Genomic DNA, 20,134 nt, shown 5'->3' with positions numbered 1-20,134 from the left:
GCGTTAGAACTTTTCAATAAGCCAGTTCAACTCTCTCACTATCGATTCAGTTAAATCTCTCTTTAAGGCAGCAGGCAGAACATCCCACGTATAGGTTTCTATCTCTAAATGCTCACTTACCGGATGCGTTTTAATATAATCGACCACCTTCACAATATGATCTTGAGTAGAATACAGTGCCCCGAAACTTTCCAGAAAAATCGGTACATGAAAATGTGCACGTAATTCTTCGAATTCTTTCTTTTCATCAAGCACTACCGGAAGGTCGCTATATGTTTTGACTCTACCATCTATCTGTTCAGTTACCTGGTGCAGGTAAACAGGCTCATCAAACAAAGCTAAAGCCTGCCAAATCTTTTGATTATTTTCTTGATCGGAAATTATTTTTAAGGCGGCACTTACTTGTATTTTACCGATTTTGATATTGGCCTTTTTGAACTTTTCAAAAGTGTCTTTTGGTTCTTCATATGCCAATGAAAAGTGGCAAATATCGTAACAGACGGTTATGTATTTGCAAACCAAATTTTCAGCTTCGCCTTCATTTACTCCCAGCTTTTCTCTTAAATCTTTCTTAGCCGTGGGAAGAAGATAATCTGAAAAAAAAGATAAAACCTCCTCGCTATTCTCAAGCATACCATCCGGCTCTGGTTCAATATCTAAATGAAGATATTTTCCGGTGGATTCCTCAATATTTTGTAAATGGATAATTATTTCGATCAAATGTTTGGCTCCTATCGCAAAAGCCTCTTCTGTCGCCTCTTCTGTTTTGTGCCAATATTTATAACTGATCGGGGATGTAGATATGCCACCGGACATCCCTTCAGGGAGCAAAAAAACTAATTGATCAAAAAGTCTTTTTGTATATGCTAGACGTTCTTTAGTCGTCCAATCTGGGGCATGAACATCATCCTTAACACGTTCATTATGGAAGTTTCCGTACGGAAATCCGTTCATGGTAAAAACATATACCTTCTTCTCGGTTAACCAAGCCTTAAAATCATTTAGTTTCTGACCGGTTCCCAATTCTTCACTGGCTTTATTTGACAACCTTAGTCCTAAGCCAAAAGGCCTGTCATTAGCCACTTGTTCTTTTATTTCAGGAACATGCTTCTTGATACTATCGAAGGTAGTCTCCCAATCTAAACCTGGGTGCACATTGGTACAATACGTTAGCTGAAAATTTTTATTAATTTGCAAAGTTAAACTGCTTTAGATTGGAAATTTCGTTGACTAAATTCAATGCCTCTTTCATAAGGTCTTCATCAATTTCATGAACATCGTGCTTCACACCAATAGCAGAAATAAGGGTGATGGTCAATTTACCGCCCAAGTGCTCTCGAAACTCTTCTATACCTTTAAGAAGTTGAGAAACCTCTTGATCAGAGTCTAACGGAAAACTTAAATCAAATCCTATATTCTGAAAAACAGATACAACTCGGTTGAAATCTTGTTCAGTAATCAAACCCGTTAAGTGGGCATAAGCTACATCTAATACAATACCCTTCGCAACCGCCTCACCATGTCTAATTTTATAATTGGTCAGGTGTTCCAATTTATGGGCGGCCCAATGACCAAAATCCAAAGGTCTTGATGAGCCACTCTCAAAAGGATCACCACCTTGCGCAATGTGGTGCATATGCATTTCGGCACATCGGTATATGGTGTATTGCATGGCTTCCATATCTCTCTTTGAAAGCTTTAGAGCATTTTTCTCTACAAATTTGAAGAAATCTAAATCTTTAATCAGAGCGACTTTTAATGCTTCCGAAATACCGGAAATCCAATCTCGGTGTTCCAATGTTTTCAAAAACAACGTGTCATTGATAATGGCATACGGAGGAGCAAATGTGCCCACGAAATTTTTCTTGCCAAAGAAATTAATGCTATTCTTAACGCCTACGGCCGAGTCGTTCTGAGATAATACCGTGGTAGGTATACGAATGAGCTTAACACCCCTATGTGCAATTGCCGCAGCGTAACCGGCCATATCGATGACGGCTCCGCCCCCGATGACTACTACGAATGAATGACGGCAAATAGCGTAGTCATTAATAGCATCAAGAACTTGGTTTACATGCTCTTCTCCATTTTTGCATGCCTCACCACCTTGAACGATAATATTTTGTGTATGCGAAAGATTGGTAGCGTATTTTTCGCAATAAGTACTTATCTCTTCCTTTAGGGATGGATGCGCTTCGGCAACTCCACTATCTATAACAAACAGGAGCTTTACGGGCTCATCTTTATAACTTCTTATCAAGTCTCTAAACAAATGATTTTCCACCTGAAACAATCCCTCGGTAAAAAAGAGTTTGTATCGATAAGAAACTTGAAAGCTTTGTTCTATTGTCTTAAACATTCTATAATTTTTATTGCACCGCAAAAACTAAGTAACGGCAAAAAGTTTGGACAACCCCATGGAAATCGGCAGTAAAGCCAGAATAACCAAACCATACCACCAAACAGAAAATGCTGCCCCCAAAGCAGCATCAAGTACAATCAATGACATTACGCCTGCGATAACTGCTTTCTTAATATTTTTCGGAGAATTCTCCGAATAGGCCTTGACCAAAGGTCGAAACACCATAAAAGCGAACAGTAGTAAATATAGTAACGTAACGAACACAGAATCAGTATAAACCACGGCCACAGATAAAACGGCCACTACCACAATCGAATAGAGAACACCCGCCAAAACAATATGGTCTTTGTTCTCACCGTGAACTTCACCCCTACTGATCAATGTTATAGCAAAAATATATATGATAGGTATAACTGCCAACCACCAAAAATTAAGGTCGCCAAAAATCGATAGCCCAAGAATTAAATTTAACCCTCGGCACAGACCCATACTTAAAGGCCCAAAAAAATCGTATTTTTTGGCAATACCGTCATACAATAGAATTGCCAAGGCCAAAGCTATGGCTATACCCCCTGAAAGGTTTGATACCCAAAAAGCAAACACAATACCCGTCAGAAGGACCAAACCTCCGTAAATTGCCGCTGAAGTTAAAGATATAGTACCGTTGGGAATTGGTCGCTCGGGCCGCTCTACCTGATCTATCTTGTAATCAAAAACATCGTTTAAGATAACCCCGCCCGCATAAAGAAATATGGAAGCCAAAACCAGACACAGGAAATCTACGAACACCGGAGATTCCAAAAATTTGGCCTGCCCGAGAGTAGCGAATAAACCACCAACAGCCACCCCGGCAAAAATATCAGCAGCAGCAGTCGGTAAATTAGCAGGGCGTGCCAAGCGGGCATAAGCTAGCAATACATTACCCATTATTTGATTTCGTCAGCATCTACCCGAGGTTCTTGCCCTCTGAGTACACTATTGTCATTAAAAAACTGTGCTTGATTTATACCTTTCGGGTTCAACCAATGTTCTTCTTTCATCTTTCCGTTATAGCCGAAAATATCCAATGCGTTTTGATAACAAGTTTTGTTCACATCTTCTTTTGAGATACCTCTCTTAAGCATTAAAGAAGCCGTTTTCGGAACGGATAAGGGGTCACTTACACCCCAATCCGCAGAACTATCTACTATAATATTATCACTACCGAACTTTTTCACCACCTCGACCATACGCTCATTACCCATTTTGGTTTTTGGATAAATGGTAAAAGCGGCAATAAATCCTCTATCGAGCACATCTCTGACGGTTTCCTCATTATTATGATCAATAACCACTTTTGAAGGATCCAGGCCATGCTCAAGACAAACCTCCATACTTTTTAAGGTACCGGCTTTCTTGTCTCTATGGGGTGTATGCACCTGCACCACCATATCCAATTCTTTGGCCATATCGAGTTGCATTCTAAAATATTTGTCCTCCGCAGGGGTTTGGTCATCATAACCGATTTCACCTATGGCAACTACATTTTCTTTATGAAGATATAAAGGCAACAATTCGATTACCTCTTCTGCCAAAGCTTCATTATTTGCTTCCTTAGAGTTCAGCCCGATGGTACAATAATGCTGTATTCCGAATTGGCTCGCACGAAAACGCTCCCAACCTACCAAACTGCTAAAGTAGTCTTGAAAAGACCCCACTTGAGTTCTAGGTTGCCCCAACCAGAATGATGGTTCGATGATAGCCACAACCCCAGCAGCGGCCATAGCTTCATAATCATCGGTTGTACGTGACGTCATGTGCACGTGCGGGTCAATTATCATCATTTTATCTTCCATAATTATTTAATTGCATTTTCCCAAGTGACTTCACCAGTCTTCACTTGATTATATAGTTCAGGATAATTTTCTAATAGTTTTTTTGCTTCTTTGTTCGAAGCATGGTAGCAACAGAGTGCGCCAGATATATTCTCTTTACTGCTCTCACTTTCTAAAAGTCGTTTTATATCTTCTAATAAAGACTGATCGATGAAAGAAGAAACAGGTCTCCAGAACAAAGGGTCGATATCGCGTGAAGCTGCCCAGCGTTCATGTGCATAATCAGATATTATTCTTGCCAAGTCTTTGTTAGCTCTTGTATCAACTTCAAGAATGTTCGAAAGATCCAATTGCATAAAAGCGGCCTTTAAGTACATCTGATTCCATTGCTGGTCATTGAAATAAGTGGCCGGATACGGGTTGTTCATGCATATCGCCTCGAATACCGTTGCTATATTTGTTCGAAGTGCCTCGACAGCAGAGTGCTTAAATCGCTCACCATTTGGCAATAATATCAGAAACTTTAAAAAAGTTACCAATTCTCCGGTATCCGCAACTTGAATAAGGTTTGCCACCTTAGGTTCAAAAAACTCCGAGTTTTCGTTCAAGACGCTAACAAGTAAATATATTCTTGAAATCTGAAGAATATCAGCCTGCTGTTCCACTAGGTAAGACCGTAGACTTTCATCTTCTAAATTCAGTTTTAAACTTTCGTCTTGATTTACCTTACTTGACAACAAGCTGTAAGTGAGATAAAGATCTTTGGTCGAGTTGGAGCCAATTATAACTTCTAATTTTGAGGCTAACCATTGAAAGGTCAACTCATCTAAATTGTGCTTGAGGAGCGACTTCAACTCTCCTTCAATTTTGGTAGAATTCATGCTTTGGTTTCGGCGAATTAAGTATTTCATTGTAAATACCGATGTAGTATTTGCAAGAACAACTAATTACAAATCTAATTATTCCAAAGGAAAACCAATCAAAATCTAGCCCTCCATTCTTAGTATTCTTAGTAATTTTACAAAAAATTAAGAGTTATGCTCGGTCTTAAGCTTCCAACCGACCCTAGATGGGTAAATATCGTTGAGAAAAACATTGAAGAAATTTTAATCGACCATGCCTATTGTGAACAAAAAGCAGCAAGCACGGCAATATCACTCATTGTCAGTTTTCCTGAATATACAGAATTAGTCGAAGAGATGATTGCGCTCTCTAGAGAAGAAATGGGCCACTTTAAAATGGTTCATGATCGAATAATTACTCGAGGCATAGTATTGGGAAGAGACCGTAAAGATGAGTATGTAGTTGAACTATTAAAGTTTTTCCCTAAAGGGGGAAGCCGAACCAACCAACTTGTTCATAGACTTTTATATGCAGGTCTCATTGAAGCTCGTAGCTGCGAACGCTTTAGGTTACTTTCAGAAGAACTCGAAGACAAAGAACTAGCCGAATTCTATCACAAATTAATGGTCAGTGAAGCGGGACATTATACAATGTTCCTCAAATTCGCCAGAAAATATGGTAATCGAGAAGAGGTTGACAAAAAGTGGGAAGACCTCTTAGCATACGAAGCCCAAATAATGAAGAATTTAGGTAAGAAAGAATCCATTCACGGTTAGATGGTTTATTAACCGTAAATGAACTCAAACATGTTACATATCTATAGTCTCATCAATATTATCCGTTATACCTAATTTATCGCGATAGTAATCATACATCTCAAATTGAGAGCGAAGTTTGGGCTTATCATTTACCCGATATTCATTTTTCTGTTCTTCATCAAAAATTCGGGCCTTCACATTATCGTTCCATGAAATATCGAAAGTATCGATCAATTCACGTTTGATATCCTCATCATAGATCGGGCAACCTACCTCTACCCTATTTTCAATATTACGTGTCATAAAATCTGCGGATGAGATATATACTTTCGGATCACCATCGTTGCAGAAAATAAACATTCTCGGATGTTCTAAAAACTTGTCTACTACACTTATGGCCTCTATATTCTCGCTCATTCCCTCGATACCAGGAATCAGACAGCACACACCTCTTACTATCAATTGTATTTTCACACCTGCATTACTGGCCTCGTACAATTTATCAATCATTTTGTACGAAGTAAAACTATTCATTTTTATTCTTATGTAGGCCTCTTTGCCAGCTTTTGCGTTGGCAATCTCATTATCTATCAGCTTTTTGAAAAAACTTTTAGTGTAATGTGGAGAGACAATAAGATGTTTGTATTTATTGATTTTATAGGTAGTTTCAAAGAAATCGAAAACCTTATTTAGCTCTTTCAAAATTGGTTCATCAGCAGTAAATAAAGTGTAATCGGTGTAGATTCGTGCCGTAGATTCGTTAAAGTTACCGGTACTTATAAAACCGTATCTTTTTATTTCTTCATTCTCTTCGCGTTCAATAAGACAGATTTTACTGTGAACTTTAAGTCCGGGAACACCAAAAATTAATTTCACGCCTTCAGCTTGAAGCTCTTCAGCGTATTTAATGTTCGCCTGTTCATCGAAACGCGCACGCAATTCTATTTGCAAGGTTACCTGTTTACCGTTTTTCACGGCGTTTGAAAGACATGCGGCAACCTGTGAATTGGCTGCCAACCTGTAAACGGTAATTTTGATGGTCTTGACTTTTGGATCAAGCGCAGCTTCCCGTAAAAACTTTAGTACATAGGAAAATGTATGATAGGGCGTGTATTGCAGATAATCTTTTTCCGCTATCTTCTCCAATAAACTACCCTCAAGATTTAACCCTTTTACAGGCAGCGGGGTAATTTTATCATACATCAAATCATGCCTGCCCAGACTCGGGAAGCCCATATAATCCCTTTTATTATGGTATCTACCACCAGGTATTACACTATCGGCATCTTCAATTTCCATCTTTTCTTTAAGAAATTCGAGTGTGTCTTTCTCGATATTTTTATCATAGACGAAACGTACGGGATCACCAATTTTTCTATGCTCTACACTTGAACTAATTTTCTCAATAAAACTCTTACTCAAATCATTATCAATATCCAACTCGGCATCACGCGTAATTTTAATCATGTGCGAAGAAATGGACTTATAATCGAACATCGGAAAAACACTATCAAGACAATATCTGATCGCATCATCAAGTATCATGATAAAGTTCTTATCCCCTTCTTTTGGTAGAACTATAAATCGATCAATACCTTTAGGTATTTCAATTAATGCATACCGTTTTTCTCTTTTTTCATAGGTGCTTTTGGTACGGTCATCACTCCTCAACACCATCTTTACGGCCAAATAGGCTGCTGTATCTTTAAGCATCGGAAACTCCGCCAAGTCGTTCAAGATAATGGTCATTAATTGCGGACTTACCTTCTGCAAGAAATACTTCTTTATGAAGGCACCTTGTTTTTCAGACAATTGATTTTCACTGAGCAAATTAATGTTCTGGTCTTCTAGCTCATTTTCTATTTTACCTAGAATCTCGACACTCTTTCTTTGTTGGTCGATAACGATTTTAGTTATCTCCACCAACAAATCTTTGGCTCGCTCTCCTCCTAAAACACTTTTACCAGACTTACCAGCCTCGAAAATTCGTTTCACCGTTGCATACCGAACTTTGAAAAACTCATCTAAGTTATTAGAAAATATACCTAAGAAACGTAATCGTTCAATCAGGGGCACATTCTTGTCTTCACACTCTTGTAGTACACGCTCGTTAAAACTTAACCAGCTGATTTCCCTATTGATATAACGGGGTTTATTCTTTATCATTTATCTGTAATCTTTCGGAAAAATTGTTTGAATCGTTGCTCCTTGTGAAATAGCATTCCAATTATCAACATCAAATTTCAAATGGACCAGCCCACTCGTAGGAACGTTGTCAATATAGCTATTTCCTAAAGAATTGGCAAGGTATGTGAATGCATGATTATGACCGAAAACCATTACGGTATTTAGATGATCGTCGATACTTTTTATAAACTCTAAGTCACTATTACCTGAGAAATCATAAAGATTCTCGATTACCTGAAAATCAGTAAACGGAAACTCTAACCTCCTAAGAAAAATCATACACGTATGAAGTGCCCTGTTCGCAGGGCTAGAAAATACCGCATCTACCTGATAATCTTTTTGTTTGAAAATGTCAGAAACCAAAAGAGCATCATTAATGCCTCGTTCTTTTAGCGGTCGGTCTTTATCGCTTACCGCATAATCCCAAGAAGATTTGCCGTGTCGCACCAATATCAAATTTTTCATACCATCATTTTTTATCGATTATGGAGCAAGCCGTACTTTTTGCCAGTTTTCATTGCTCTGCAAAGTGTAGAGAATTCTATCATGCAGTCGATTTGGCCTACCTTGCCAGAATTCAACGGAAATCGGCCTTACCAAGTAACCGCCCCAATGTTCAGGCCTCTCTATATTCTTTCCTTCAAATTCAGATTTCAGCTGTAATAACTTATTTTCTAAAAATTTCCGGGACGGAATTACCGAACTTTGCTCAGAAGCTATGGCACCCAATCGACTGCCTTCAGGCCTTGACTTAAAATAAGCATCTGACATCGACGACCCTACCTTCTCCGCTATACCTTTCACAATTACCTGGCGCTCCATACCCGGCCAAAAAAACGAAAGACAAACATTAGAGTTTTCTGCGATTGCCTTGCCCTTTTCACTCTGATAGTTGGTATAAAATATAAACCCTTCGGCCGTCAATTTCTTTAATAACACTATTCTACTTTTGGGGAAACCGTCGAGACCAACAGTTGATACAGTCATTGCATTCGGTTCTTCGACACTCTTTGAAGCCTCGGTCTCATCGAACCACTTTTGAAAAAGTTCTATCGGCTTACTGGAAGTACTTTCTTCTGTAAGTTCACTTTTTTCATACGATTTTCGGTAATCTCCTAAATCCCTTTGCATAATTAAGGTGCTTAACACTAGAGTATCAAAGTTCAGCAAAAGATTGAGAACGGGAAAGCAGAAATAATTTTAAAACTCAAAAACTTTGCCATCGTCTGCCAAATAAACGTTCGCAAAGATTTTTTCAGCCTCCTTTTTGAAAAGTTCTATCGACTTGTACCTAGTCGAATAGTGGCCCAGCACCAAAGCACCAACGTTAGCTAATTTAGCGATTGTTGCAGCCTCTTTAGCGGTGGCATGCTTCGTTTTTAAAGATAGATGAGCTTCCGACTCTAAAAATGTAGATTCATGGTAAAGGGCATCCGCCCCATTAATTAGTTCTACGATATCAGGTTTAAAAGCAGTATCGCTACAATAGGCATAGCTTTTAGGTGTGGGCGGATCGAAAGTTAATTCCGAGTTGGGCAAAACGTTTCCATCGTCTAAAACCACATCTTTTCCGCTCTTAATATTTCTAAAATATGCCTTATCCACTTTGTATTTGGCAACCGCCTCGACATTGAGTTTTCTCTCTCCCGGTTTCTCTTGAAACAAAAATCCATTGGTATAAATTCTATGGTTTAAGGGGATGGTCTTCACAATGACCGTATCGTCTTCGAATACAACTTCTGATTCTTTCGAGGTAAGTTCATGAAAAATCAATGGGTAATTGGTCCAAGAATCACCAAGTTTGAGCAAAAGTGTAATTGCCTCTTTTACTCCCTTTGGTCCGTAAATATGCATTTCCTTATCTCTACCCAATAAACGAAAGGTTGAAATCAAACCTGGCAGACCGAAGAAATGATCGCCATGTAAATGGGAAATAAAAACATGGCTGATACGTGAAAATTTGATTTTATTTTTTCTTAGCTGTACTTGGGTACCTTCGCCGCAATCGATTAAAAACAAATGATTTTTCATCTCAAGTACTTGAGAAGTCGGGTTTGTCAGTGTTCGAGGTGTAGCCGCGTAGCAACCAAGTATATTGAGCTTCATTAAACTTTGGAATTATAGTTCAAGGCATCATCAGACGTGAATTTACCCTTGAAACTAAAAGCGTACGGAGTTTCGCCGTATTCGTTCAAATACTGCAACCTTTGCTTGGCTTCGTCAGGTGTCGGTTCGCTGCCCTTATCAACATACCAAAGACACATATGCATATCGGTCATCTTATGAAACCATTCTTTCTTACGTTTTAAAACTCCGGCATGTTGCGAAGCATAGGTAAAATTGAAAAGGGCTTCCTTAGATTCCCAAACCGACATATTAATGATTAAGTAATCATCTTCAAACACCCGAAGCGCAGTGGCGTTGTTATCATCTCCCGTTAAACGCCATTTAAAACCAAGGCTTCTTTCGGCTATTCCGTTTATTCGATCAAGGTCATTCACAAAATCTGCCATTATAGGGCTATCGATCGGCGCTAACATACGGGCAATATTAACTTGAGCAAGATGATACTCTTTCATAATTCTAAATCGCGTTCAATTTCTTCCATTTCGATTATGTCTCGGGCCTCTTGAATAGTTGGTACCACACAAATACTATCGGGAACATCGTCGTAAGAAACCTTATCGGTTACTAGAACAAAAGATTTCTTCAGCTTTCGATGGTCGTCACTCAATTGCAAAAACTCAAGTACATCATCAGCTTTTAATTTCTCAAAAGAAAATAGATTAACAATAATGTGCTCGTTCTTCAATTGTGGATAAGCTTCGTTTAAGTTTTTCAAGAAAGTAGATAAGGTGGTCTTCTCTTGAAAAACGATAGTTGTGTTACCGTCTGAATCGAAAATCATAAAATGTCTATTTAATTTTTGAAGCTAAAAGATAAATTACGGCCATTCTTACCGCAACACCGTTCTCTACCTGATTGAGAATTATAGACTGTTTAGAGTCAGCCACGTCCGTCGTTATTTCTACACCCCTATTAATTGGCCCGGGATGCATAATTACTATTTCCTTATCAAGGCTATCCAACAGCTTTTTATTCACTCCGAACTGCTGTGTATACTCCCTTGTGGTCGGAAAATAACTTATATCGAGTCTTTCATTCTGAATTCGCAACATATTGGCAACATCACACCAGTTTAATGCCTTTCGCAAATCAGTCTCAACGCCAACACCTAAAGATTCAATATATTTTGGCAACAGTGTTTTAGGGCCACATACTTTCACGTTGGCCCCTTGAAGTTTCAAAGCGAATATATTCGATAGCGCGACCCTTGAATGCAGTATATCACCAACGATTACCACATTCTTGCCCGATACATCTCCTAATTTCTCACGAATGGAATAGGAATCCAATAAGGCCTGAGTCGGGTGCTCATGTGCTCCGTCACCAGCATTGACTATCGAAGCCTTTACATGCCTAGACAAAAAAATACCGGCCCCAGGATTGGGATGCCTCATAACAACCATATCAACCTTCATCGAAAGAATATTATTGACGGTATCAATGAGTGTTTCCCCTTTTTTTACGGATGATTGCCCGGCCGAAAAATTGATAACATCTGCAGAAAGCCTTTTTTCCGCAAGTTCAAAAGACAACTTGGTTCGAGTACTATTTTCAAAAAATATGTTTGCAATAGTGATATCCCGCAGTGAAGGAACTTTTTTAATCGACCTATTAATAACTTCTTTAAAATGGTCTGCGGTCTCAAAAATGAGCTGTATATCCTTTTCGTTTAGATATTTAATTCCCAGTAAGTGCTTTACACTTAATTCGCTCATTATTATTTACTTATTAGATAAATTACATCTTCGCCATCATTCTCTTTCCAATGGACTTTTACTTTCTCTTCGTTAATTGCATCTACCTGCCGCCCTCTATAATTGGGCTGTATGGGCAAATGTCTACTAAATCGACGGTCTATTAGAGTTAACAATTCAATCTCGGAAGGTCTACCGAAAGATTGAATGGCCGTTAAAGCGGCTCGAATACTACGACCGGTATAGAGTACATCATCAACTAGAACCACCTTTCTATCCTCGACCAAAAAATCGATTTTAGTCTTGGTTGCCTCTAACGTCTTATCACCCCTTCTAAAATCATCTCGATAAAAAGTAATATCAAGAAAACCCACGTCAATATGCTTGACACCGTACTCTTCTTTAAGAATTTGAGTCAGTCTTTTGGCCACAAATGTGCCTCTTGGCTGAATGCCAATAAGCACCGTATCATTAAAGTCTAGGTGATTTTCTAAAAGTTGACAAGCCAAGCGGTGTAGTATGATATTGATTTCCTTTTCGGAAAGAAGTACTCTTTGACTCATACTGCCCTTTTGATTTAGCTGAACAAAAATAATGAATTCTACTCGAAACTTACAAAGTTTGTACAAAGGCGCGTATAACCATTCTTAACTACTTATAAATACGAAAGTTAAACAACTTTATGGGTAGGTACAGAACATAAAAAAAGCCCCAACGGAAAACCGTTGGGGCCTTAACTATTTTAAGAAAGAAAGCTTATTTCTTTTTAGAACCAGCTTCCATCTTATCTTTCAATGCTTGAAGCGCTTCGTTAGCATCACCTAAAGTAGGCTTGGCCTCATCGGCAGCAGCGGCAGCTTTCTTCTGCGCAGCCTTAACGTTACGTTGCTCTTCTTCACGGAAAATGGCAGTATGACTAGCTACCACACGCTTGAAGTCTTTATTGAATTCAATAATTCTGAATTCTGCTTCTTCGCCTTTTGAAAGCTTGTTGCCATCTTCTTTCTCCATATGACGTTGAGGAACGAAAGCAGTGATATCTTCATTGAATTCGATTGTAGCACCTTTGTCCACAACATCTGTGATAGCTGCTTTGTGAACAGTACCTTCAGCGAATTCTTTCTCATATTTATCCCAAGGATTCTCAGTAGTCTGCTTATGACCCAAGCTCAACTTACGACCTTCGACGTCTAATTCAAGAACTTCAACTTCCATTTTATCACCTACAGAAACAAACTCAGATGGGTGCTTGATTTTCTTAGTCCAAGAAAGATCGGAGATATAGATAAGACCATCGATACCTTCTTCCATCTCAACAAAGACACCGAAGTTGGTAAAGTTTCTAACAATACCTGAATGCTTAGAACCGACAGGGTATTTAGTAGTAATATCCGTCCATGGGTCTGGAGTCAATTGCTTAATACCTAGAGACATCTTTCTGTCTTCACGATCCAACGTTAATACTACAGCTTCAACTTCATCACCAACATTAACGAAATCTTGAGCTGAACGCAAGTGCGTAGACCAAGACATTTCAGAAACGTGAATAAGACCTTCAACACCTTCGACAACTTCGATAAATGCACCGTAATCAGCGATTACAACAACTTTACCTTTTACTTTGTCTCCGATTTTGATTTCATCGCTCAAAGCATCCCATGGGTGCTTCTCTAGCTGCTTCATACCCAATTGGATACGAGATTTGTTCTCATCAAAGTCAAGGATAACCACGTTAATTTTCTGATCCAATTCAACCACTTCGTTAGGGTGATTGATACGGCTCCAAGAAAGATCGGTAATATGCACCAAACCATCAACACCACCAAGGTCAACAAATACTCCGTAAGAAGTAATATTTTTAACAACACCTTCCAATACCTGACCTTTTTCTAACTGGCTGATAATTTCTTTCTTCTGCTCTTCAATATCGGCCTCGATCAAGGCTTTATGAGAAACAACAACGTTTTTGAATTCGTGATTAATTTTAACCACTTTGAATTCCATAGTCTTACCAACATACTGATCGTAATCGCGAATCGGCTTAACATCAATTTGAGAACCTGGTAAGAAAGCCTCGATGCCAAAAACATCTACGATCATACCACCTTTAGTTCTACATTTTACGAAACCACTAACGATTTCTTCTTTATCATGGGCCGCATTTACACGATCCCAGGCCATAATAGTTCTCGCCTTTCTGTGAGAAAGTACCAACTGGCCACTTTTATCTTCACGAATGTCGATCAAGACCTCTACCTTGTCACCAACTTTTAAATCAGGGTTATACCTAAACTCGTTCAACGAGATTACACCTTCTGACTTGGCGTTGATATCAATGATAGCCTCACGGTCTGTCAAATACACAACCTTACCTTCTACGACTTCTTCATCTGCCGTATCAACAAAGTTCTCGGCAACCAACTTTTCAAACTCTTCTAATTTCGAATCGTCTACTCGCTCGATGCCTTCTTCGTATTTGTCCCAATCAAAATTTTCCAAAAAATCTTTTGGATCTTGTTTTGGGATTTCTTGCTTCACTTCTTGTTTTGCTTCGGCAGTTTCTTCTACCTCAACAGTGTTTTTTTCTTCAGCCATTTGCTGATCAATATTTGTATTCTACGACGACACAAGAGTTAAACAATTATCGCAGAAGATGTTATAAGTTTATCTTTTCGCTTCCCTTTCCCTCTTGATTTTCTTTGTAAAAAAGGAGTGCAAAAATACTCTTTTATTACTATTTAAACAATACATAATCAATGTATTTCTCAACTTCAGCAACTTTCAAACCTTTAATCCGTTCAAAATATTCATTTAGAGCATTTTAAGGAAAAAAATAAATTATTACTTTATGGGAGTTTTCAACCGTAAATTCAGTTAAAAACGTGAATCAGGGAATTGCCGATAAGGGTCGTATTCTTGAATTTTATCAAAGGGGTATTTATCTGATTCGCCGTTAGTTTCTAAATAATGTTCAAGCACAAACCACTCGCCTCTAGATTCGTAGTGATTTGAAAACTCGAACATCAATTTCTTATAATTCCACTCTTCCTTTGTATGAACTAACTTCACTGATATTGAAGTTTGATTGCTCTCAGACCTCGGGTTTGTAGTAAGGTTATCATCTGCTAATAAATCTTTCAGCTCTTCAGGCAACTCAAAATCATAATAGGGAACTTCAATTTTATCGGACGGCTCAAAATAAAAGATCCATTGCATCATACTTTTAAAATCTGACCCGAACGAACTAAAATTAAAAAGAATATGATTGTATGTTCCTGTCGTAAAGACCGAATCATTGTTGCTAAATAAATCCATATTAGGAAAATCTTTATATTCCAACCCCCATTGTTTTCTACTCATTTGATAATTTTCTCTATCGCATGCACTTAAATGCATTTCGTAGATATCAAATTCATCAAAGACAGGAACATAAAAATCGTCTTGAAATATATTTATGGAACTACCATACGAAGTCAAACCATGACCTATTCTTTCTTCATAATCCGATTCATTTCTATATCCAATTATGCTTTGACTAAACCATCCTTCATGTGTACCATTTCTAATGATCTCTGGTAAATCAACCTTATAAAACGATTCAGGTTTTTTGAAATCGTTTTCATCATAATTTACCTTATTCAAATCATCGATTATCAAAAACTTATAATCATCCTTTATTCTACCTTCAAAAGGCATAGCGCTTAAACAAAAGAAGGTATCATCGATATTTTCACTATAATCTAGCCTATAAGCACTATCTGAGGATCTATTCAGATAATAACCTGTAGCGTTAGAGTAAATTGGGGCTTCCAATGAAAAATTAAGTTCTACATTCTTGCTAACAATTTTATCTTCTTGAAAATTATAATTTTCCAATTGTTCAATCTCATATTTTGTTTTAAGAATAGTTCCATGAGTAATATTTCCAAAAGAATATAACCTATAAATTACAGTTGAAGTTTTTTGTTTTGGCACTAAAAACAGGGTTGCCGTAAACTCTTCGCCAAGAAATGGCCCATCACTATAAAAACTTATATCACTTTCTCCCTCTACTTTTTTATACTCTAATAATTTTCCTTCGGAATTGTTTAGTAGAATATAACTATCATGAAAGTTGGGGTATCTGATATTTTCGAATGGAACTTTAAATAGTAAATGCTTGATTTCTATTTTAAAGTTCTTTCTTTTCTCATTTCCTTCCGCATCAACTGAAATAACTTCTAATAGACCTTCACCTATCTGATACTCAAAAGGGTCAATTTTTACAACTAACTCTCTGTTATCAGACTCCAATATGCTTTTTCCGTTGAATAGAATTGAAGTTGAAACATTCGAACTATCCTTAATGCTAAATTTAATCTCAGTTTCCGTTTCAATAAGAGGCGAAAAATCGATTATGTCGATGGTTGGTGCTACAATGTCAGGCTGTAAGTCGTCAAACGCGGACAAAGATTCCTCTTCGCAACTTATTAAAAACAGGCTCAGTAGTAAAGTCACAAAAATAAGTACGAATCGGGACTGCTTCATAGTTAAATATTTATCGTAAATAAAGAACTGAGAGCAAGGATAAAAATTTTCTTATAACGATATAGTAAATTTTAGACAAGAAGTATAAAATTTTAGTTGCAACACTTTAAAAGTGGAATCAGACTATCTAAATGCTCTTAACTCAATTAAGGCATAAAAAATCCATTAAAATCATTATCTTGAACACAGAAATTTTAACCATTAAAAAAGCAAAAACATGAGCGTAAAAGCAAAATATCAACCTGTTTTAAATCTTGGCGAAGAATTAGGCATCAAAGATGGCGATGTACAAGAAGAAGGCAATGTTCTTAAGATAAAAGGAGAAGCGAGCACCCAATACGAGAAAAATCTGTTATGGGATAAAATTAAGGAAATCGGCGGGGAAAATCCTAGCGATATCAAGGCCAATATTACTGTTGCCGATACTTCAGTATATGCAAGACATACCGTAAAAAGTGGAGAGTCTCTTAGTAAGATTGCCAAGAAATACTATGGTGATCCGATGAAGTATAAAGAAATTTTTTCCGCAAATACAGGTATTTTGAAAAACCCTGATGTTATTCACCCAGATCAAGAACTGGTAATCCCGAATATTTAGTTCCTATTCGAAGATGATAAATCAAAAAAGGCCTTCTTTCGAAGGCCTTTTTTAGGTTACTTTTTCTAGACATCTAAGAGCGATACTGTGTAAACGGTCAAATTGCTCGACCAAGCCCATATCACTGTTGTCAAATTCAATGGCGTCTTCAGCTTTTCTCAAAGGTGAAAATTCCCTATGAGAATCTATATAATCTCTCTTTTGAACATTTTCCAACACTTCTTGATAAGACACTTGCTCGCCCCTATCCAAAAGTTCCTTGTATCTACGTGTGGCACGTGCTTGCGGTGATGCAGTCATAAAAACCTTTAACTCAGCATCGGGAAAAACAACGGTACCTATATCACGGCCGTCCATTACAATACCTTTTTCTTTGCCCATTTCCTTTTGCATCTCAACGAGCATATGCCTGACCTGACCTATCTCTGCAATTCTACTCACATATTTAGAAACTTCTAACGTTCTAATATCTTTTTCAACATTTTCACCGTTCAAGTACATTTCAGAAAAACCGAGTTCTTCGTTCGGCACAAAATTTAATGTGATATTAGGCAGTAATTTTACGAGTGCCTCAAGACTTTCTCGCCCATTACCAATAAAACCATTTCGCATCGCAAAAAGGGTAATTGCCCTGTACATTGCCCCAGTATCAATATATTTGTAGGTCAAAGCCTTAGCCAATTGTTTGGCCAAGGTGCTTTTTCCGGTAGATGAATAACCATCTATGGCAATGGCAATTTTTTGCATTATAACTTTTTGGCGTTCTTCACTTTTTGACCGGTAATGGCAATATCGATTACCTCGTGCATATCGGTTACGTAATGAAAATTTAAACCCTTAAGGTACTCCTTTTTAATTTCTAAGATGTCTTTTTCATTGTCTTTACAGAGAATAATTTCTTTTATTCTCGCTCGTTTTGCAGCTAATATTTTTTCTTTTATACCCCCTACCGGAAGTACTTTACCACGAAGCGTAATTTCACCGGTCATAGCCAAACTCTTTTTGACCTTTTTCTGGGTAAATAGCGAAACTAGCGATGTAAGCATGGTAATCCCCGCACTCGGACCATCTTTAGGGGTAGCACCTTCCGGTACGTGAATGTGTACGTTGTATTTTTCGAACACGACAGAATCGAGTCCGAATCTATCGGCATTAGATTTGATATATTCAAGCGCAATGGTGGCAGACTCTTTCATCACCTTACCTAAGTTTCCGGTAATGTTCATTGCGCCCTTACCCTTTGATAAAATCGATTCAATAAAAAGAATATCGCCTCCTACACTCGTCCACGCAAGTCCGGTAACTACTCCGGCAACATCATTATTTTCGTACTTATCACGCTCTAGGCGCGCAGGCCCGAGAACATCTTCGATAATGGCATTCGAAACCTTAATATCGTACTCTTCTTCAGTGGCAATGTTGGTCGCCGCGTACCGTACCATTTTTGCTATTTGCTTTTCAAGCGAACGCACACCCGATTCGCGGGTATAACCCTCAACGATTTTTTCCAATTGAGGTTTCCCGATTTTCAAGTGTTTTGATGTCAACCCGTGTTCTTTCAATTGCTTTGGCAAAAGATGGCGCTTGCCGATTTCTACTTTCTCTTCTATGGTATAACCGGTTACATTAATGATTTCCATTCGATCACGTAAGGCAGGCTGAATAGTTGAAAGATTATTTGCGGTAGCTATAAACATGACCTTAGAAAGATCATAGCCCATCTCTAAGAAATTATCATAGAATTCCCCATTTTGTTCTGGATCCAATACTTCAAGCATGGCAGAAGAAGGATCACCTTGGTGACTACTTGCCAACTTATCGATTTCATCTAGAATAAAAACCGGATTCGAAGTACCTGCCTTTTTAAGACTTTGAACAACCCTACCAGGCATTGCCCCGATATATGTTTTACGATGTCCGCGAATTTCAGCCTCATCACGCAAACCACCTAATGACATGCGTACATATTCTCTACCCAAAGCCTCGGCGACAGACTTACCCAACGATGTTTTTCCGACACCTGGAGGTCCGTATAAGCACAATATAGGTGACTTCATATCATTACGGAGTTTCAACACCGCGAGATATTCAATTATTCTTTTCTTGACGTCTTCAAGACCATAATGGTCTCGGTCTAAAATTCGTTGCGCACGTTTCAGGTCAAATTTATCCTTTGAAAATTCATTCCATGGAAGGTCTAAAAATAAATCCAAATAATTTCTTTGGATGGAATATTCTGCCACCTGCGGATTCATACGCTGCATTTTGGACAACTCTTTCTCAAAATGTTCACCAACTTTTTCACTCCATTTTTTCTTCTCGGACCTTTTACGCATCTCGACCAATTCGTCATCATGCGAAACACCGCCCAGTTCTTCTTGAATGGTTTTCATCTGTTGATGAAGAAAGTACTCACGCTGCTGTTGATCCAGATCACTTCTTACTTTGGACTGAATATCATTCTTCAACTCCAACTTTTGAAGTTCAAGATTCATATACTTTAAAGTAGCCAAAGCACGTTCGCGCAAGCTATTAATCTCTAGCAACTCTTGTTTCTCCTTAACATCAAGATTTAAATTCGAGGATACAAAATTGATTAAAAATGAGTTACTCTGTATGTTCTTGATGGCAAAAGAGGCCTCGCTTGGTATATTCGGATTATCACGAATAATCTTCAGAGCCAGCTCTTTAATAGACTCGATTATGGCCAAAAACTCCTGGCCGTGCTGATCACCTCTTTCTTCGGTCACTTCTCTTACCGTAGCCGTCATATATGGCTTCTCTGTAAGCATTTCGGCTATCTCAAAACGTTTCTTACCTTGAAGAATTACCGTGGTATTTCCGTCGGGCATTTTAAGAACCCTCAATATTCTAGCTACCGTTCCCAAAACATTAATATCACCGACCTTCGGATTCTCGGTAGCCTCATCCTTTTGAGAAACCACACCAATAACCTTTGTACCATTATTGGCATCTTTAATAAGGTTTATAGAGGTATCTCTACCGGCAGTAATAGGTATTACTACCCCAGGAAACAATACCGTATTTCTCAATGGCAAAATAGGAAGCGTTTCAGGAAGCGCTTCGCTGATCATTTCTTCTTCATCCTCTGGGGTAAGTAACGGTATAAGCTCTGCATCTTCATCGATGGAGTGCAACGACATATTGTCAAAATTTGAAAATTTAGAATCTCCCATAGTATCATTTACAGTCATTCTGTCATT

19 protein-coding genes are annotated in these 20,134 nt (G+C 38.2%); 2 read left to right on the top strand and 17 right to left on the bottom strand.

Annotated elements, in window-relative coordinates; all coding sequences use genetic code 11:
- Positions 1–3 precede the first annotated feature (3 nt).
- The 5 genes from eboE to IV512_RS17005 are packed head-to-tail and all read right to left on the bottom strand — an operon-like array spanning position 4 to position 5,057.
- Positions 4–1,197: a metabolite traffic protein EboE gene (gene eboE, locus IV512_RS17025; protein WP_209405533.1), complete on the bottom strand. Its 1,194-nt coding sequence runs from the start codon at positions 1,195–1,197 to the stop codon at positions 4–6.
- Entirely contained in the window at positions 1,187–2,359 is a 1,173-nt protein-coding gene (locus IV512_RS17020; protein ID WP_209405531.1) for a 3-dehydroquinate synthase, read from the bottom strand. Before IV512_RS17020 ends, eboE begins: the two co-directional genes overlap by 11 nt.
- A gap of 27 nt (positions 2,360–2,386) precedes the next feature.
- Entirely contained in the window at positions 2,387–3,289 is a 903-nt protein-coding gene (eboC, locus tag IV512_RS17015) for a UbiA-like protein EboC (RefSeq protein WP_209405529.1), read from the bottom strand.
- Positions 3,289–4,197, bottom strand: coding sequence for a TatD family hydrolase (locus IV512_RS17010; protein ID WP_209405527.1), 909 nt, complete (start codon positions 4,195–4,197; stop codon positions 3,289–3,291). Before IV512_RS17010 ends, eboC begins: the two co-directional genes overlap by 1 nt.
- A gap of 2 nt (positions 4,198–4,199) precedes the next feature.
- Positions 4,200–5,057: an EboA domain-containing protein gene (locus IV512_RS17005; protein ID WP_209405525.1), complete on the bottom strand. Its 858-nt coding sequence runs from the start codon at positions 5,055–5,057 to the stop codon at positions 4,200–4,202.
- Between the two features lie 156 nt (positions 5,058–5,213).
- Between IV512_RS17005 and IV512_RS17000 the strand changes: the two genes are divergently transcribed.
- Positions 5,214–5,795 (top strand): tRNA-(ms[2]io[6]A)-hydroxylase, encoded by a 582-nt coding sequence (locus IV512_RS17000; RefSeq protein ID WP_209405515.1) that lies wholly within the window; start codon positions 5,214–5,216, stop codon positions 5,793–5,795.
- 33 nt (positions 5,796–5,828) lie between these two features.
- Here IV512_RS17000 and ppk1 read toward each other — a convergent pair whose 3' ends face one another.
- From ppk1 to IV512_RS16950, 10 genes are all read right to left on the bottom strand, one after another.
- Positions 5,829–7,943, bottom strand: coding sequence for a polyphosphate kinase 1 (gene ppk1 / locus IV512_RS16995; protein ID WP_209405514.1), 2,115 nt, complete (start codon positions 7,941–7,943; stop codon positions 5,829–5,831).
- The gene (locus IV512_RS16990; protein ID WP_209405512.1) at positions 7,944–8,429 is read right to left on the bottom strand and encodes a histidine phosphatase family protein; all 486 of its coding nucleotides are present in this window, start codon (positions 8,427–8,429) and stop codon (positions 7,944–7,946) included. It lies immediately after the preceding gene.
- 18 nt (positions 8,430–8,447) lie between these two features.
- The gene (gene pdxH, locus IV512_RS16985; RefSeq protein ID WP_209405510.1) at positions 8,448–9,095 is read right to left on the bottom strand and encodes a pyridoxamine 5'-phosphate oxidase; all 648 of its coding nucleotides are present in this window, start codon (positions 9,093–9,095) and stop codon (positions 8,448–8,450) included.
- A gap of 69 nt (positions 9,096–9,164) precedes the next feature.
- Positions 9,165–10,070: a ribonuclease Z gene (locus IV512_RS16980; RefSeq protein WP_209405508.1), complete on the bottom strand. Its 906-nt coding sequence runs from the start codon at positions 10,068–10,070 to the stop codon at positions 9,165–9,167.
- The gene (locus IV512_RS16975) at positions 10,070–10,543 is read right to left on the bottom strand and encodes a DUF3291 domain-containing protein (RefSeq protein WP_209405507.1); all 474 of its coding nucleotides are present in this window, start codon (positions 10,541–10,543) and stop codon (positions 10,070–10,072) included. The genes IV512_RS16980 and IV512_RS16975 overlap by 1 nt, the downstream gene beginning before the upstream one ends.
- Positions 10,540–10,872 (bottom strand): ribonuclease Z, encoded by a 333-nt coding sequence (locus IV512_RS16970; RefSeq protein ID WP_209405505.1) that lies wholly within the window; start codon positions 10,870–10,872, stop codon positions 10,540–10,542. Before IV512_RS16970 ends, IV512_RS16975 begins: the two co-directional genes overlap by 4 nt.
- 7 nt (positions 10,873–10,879) lie before the next feature.
- On the bottom strand, positions 10,880–11,806 hold the full coding sequence (locus IV512_RS16965) for an aspartate carbamoyltransferase catalytic subunit (protein WP_209405503.1): 927 nt from the start codon (positions 11,804–11,806) through the stop codon (positions 10,880–10,882).
- 2 nt (positions 11,807–11,808) lie between these two features.
- A complete protein-coding gene (gene pyrR, locus IV512_RS16960) occupies positions 11,809–12,348 on the bottom strand; it encodes a bifunctional pyr operon transcriptional regulator/uracil phosphoribosyltransferase PyrR (protein ID WP_209405501.1) in 540 nt (179 codons plus the stop codon).
- Between the two features lie 193 nt (positions 12,349–12,541).
- Positions 12,542–14,380: a 30S ribosomal protein S1 gene (gene rpsA, locus IV512_RS16955; protein ID WP_209405499.1), complete on the bottom strand. Its 1,839-nt coding sequence runs from the start codon at positions 14,378–14,380 to the stop codon at positions 12,542–12,544.
- 279 nt (positions 14,381–14,659) lie between these two features.
- On the bottom strand, positions 14,660–16,312 hold the full coding sequence (locus IV512_RS16950; protein ID WP_209405497.1) for a hypothetical protein: 1,653 nt from the start codon (positions 16,310–16,312) through the stop codon (positions 14,660–14,662).
- Between the two features lie 217 nt (positions 16,313–16,529).
- On the opposite strand from IV512_RS16950, the gene IV512_RS16945 reads away from it, so the two are divergent.
- A complete protein-coding gene (locus IV512_RS16945) occupies positions 16,530–16,910 on the top strand; it encodes a LysM peptidoglycan-binding domain-containing protein (RefSeq protein ID WP_209405495.1) in 381 nt (126 codons plus the stop codon).
- A gap of 51 nt (positions 16,911–16,961) precedes the next feature.
- Here the strand turns inward: IV512_RS16945 and cmk are convergent, their stop codons facing one another.
- Positions 16,962–17,657: a (d)CMP kinase gene (gene cmk / locus IV512_RS16940; RefSeq protein ID WP_209405493.1), complete on the bottom strand. Its 696-nt coding sequence runs from the start codon at positions 17,655–17,657 to the stop codon at positions 16,962–16,964.
- A complete protein-coding gene (gene lon / locus IV512_RS16935; protein ID WP_209405612.1) occupies positions 17,657–20,107 on the bottom strand; it encodes an endopeptidase La in 2,451 nt (816 codons plus the stop codon). Before lon ends, cmk begins: the two co-directional genes overlap by 1 nt.
- Between the last annotated feature and the right edge of the window lie 27 nt (positions 20,108–20,134).

Source organism: Pseudozobellia sp. WGM2 (assembly GCF_017810075.1).
In the GTDB taxonomy this organism is placed as follows: domain Bacteria; phylum Bacteroidota; class Bacteroidia; order Flavobacteriales; family Flavobacteriaceae; genus JADNYK01.
The sequence above is the reverse complement of the archived record's forward strand: the minus strand, read 5'-3'. Positions and strand labels throughout refer to the sequence as shown.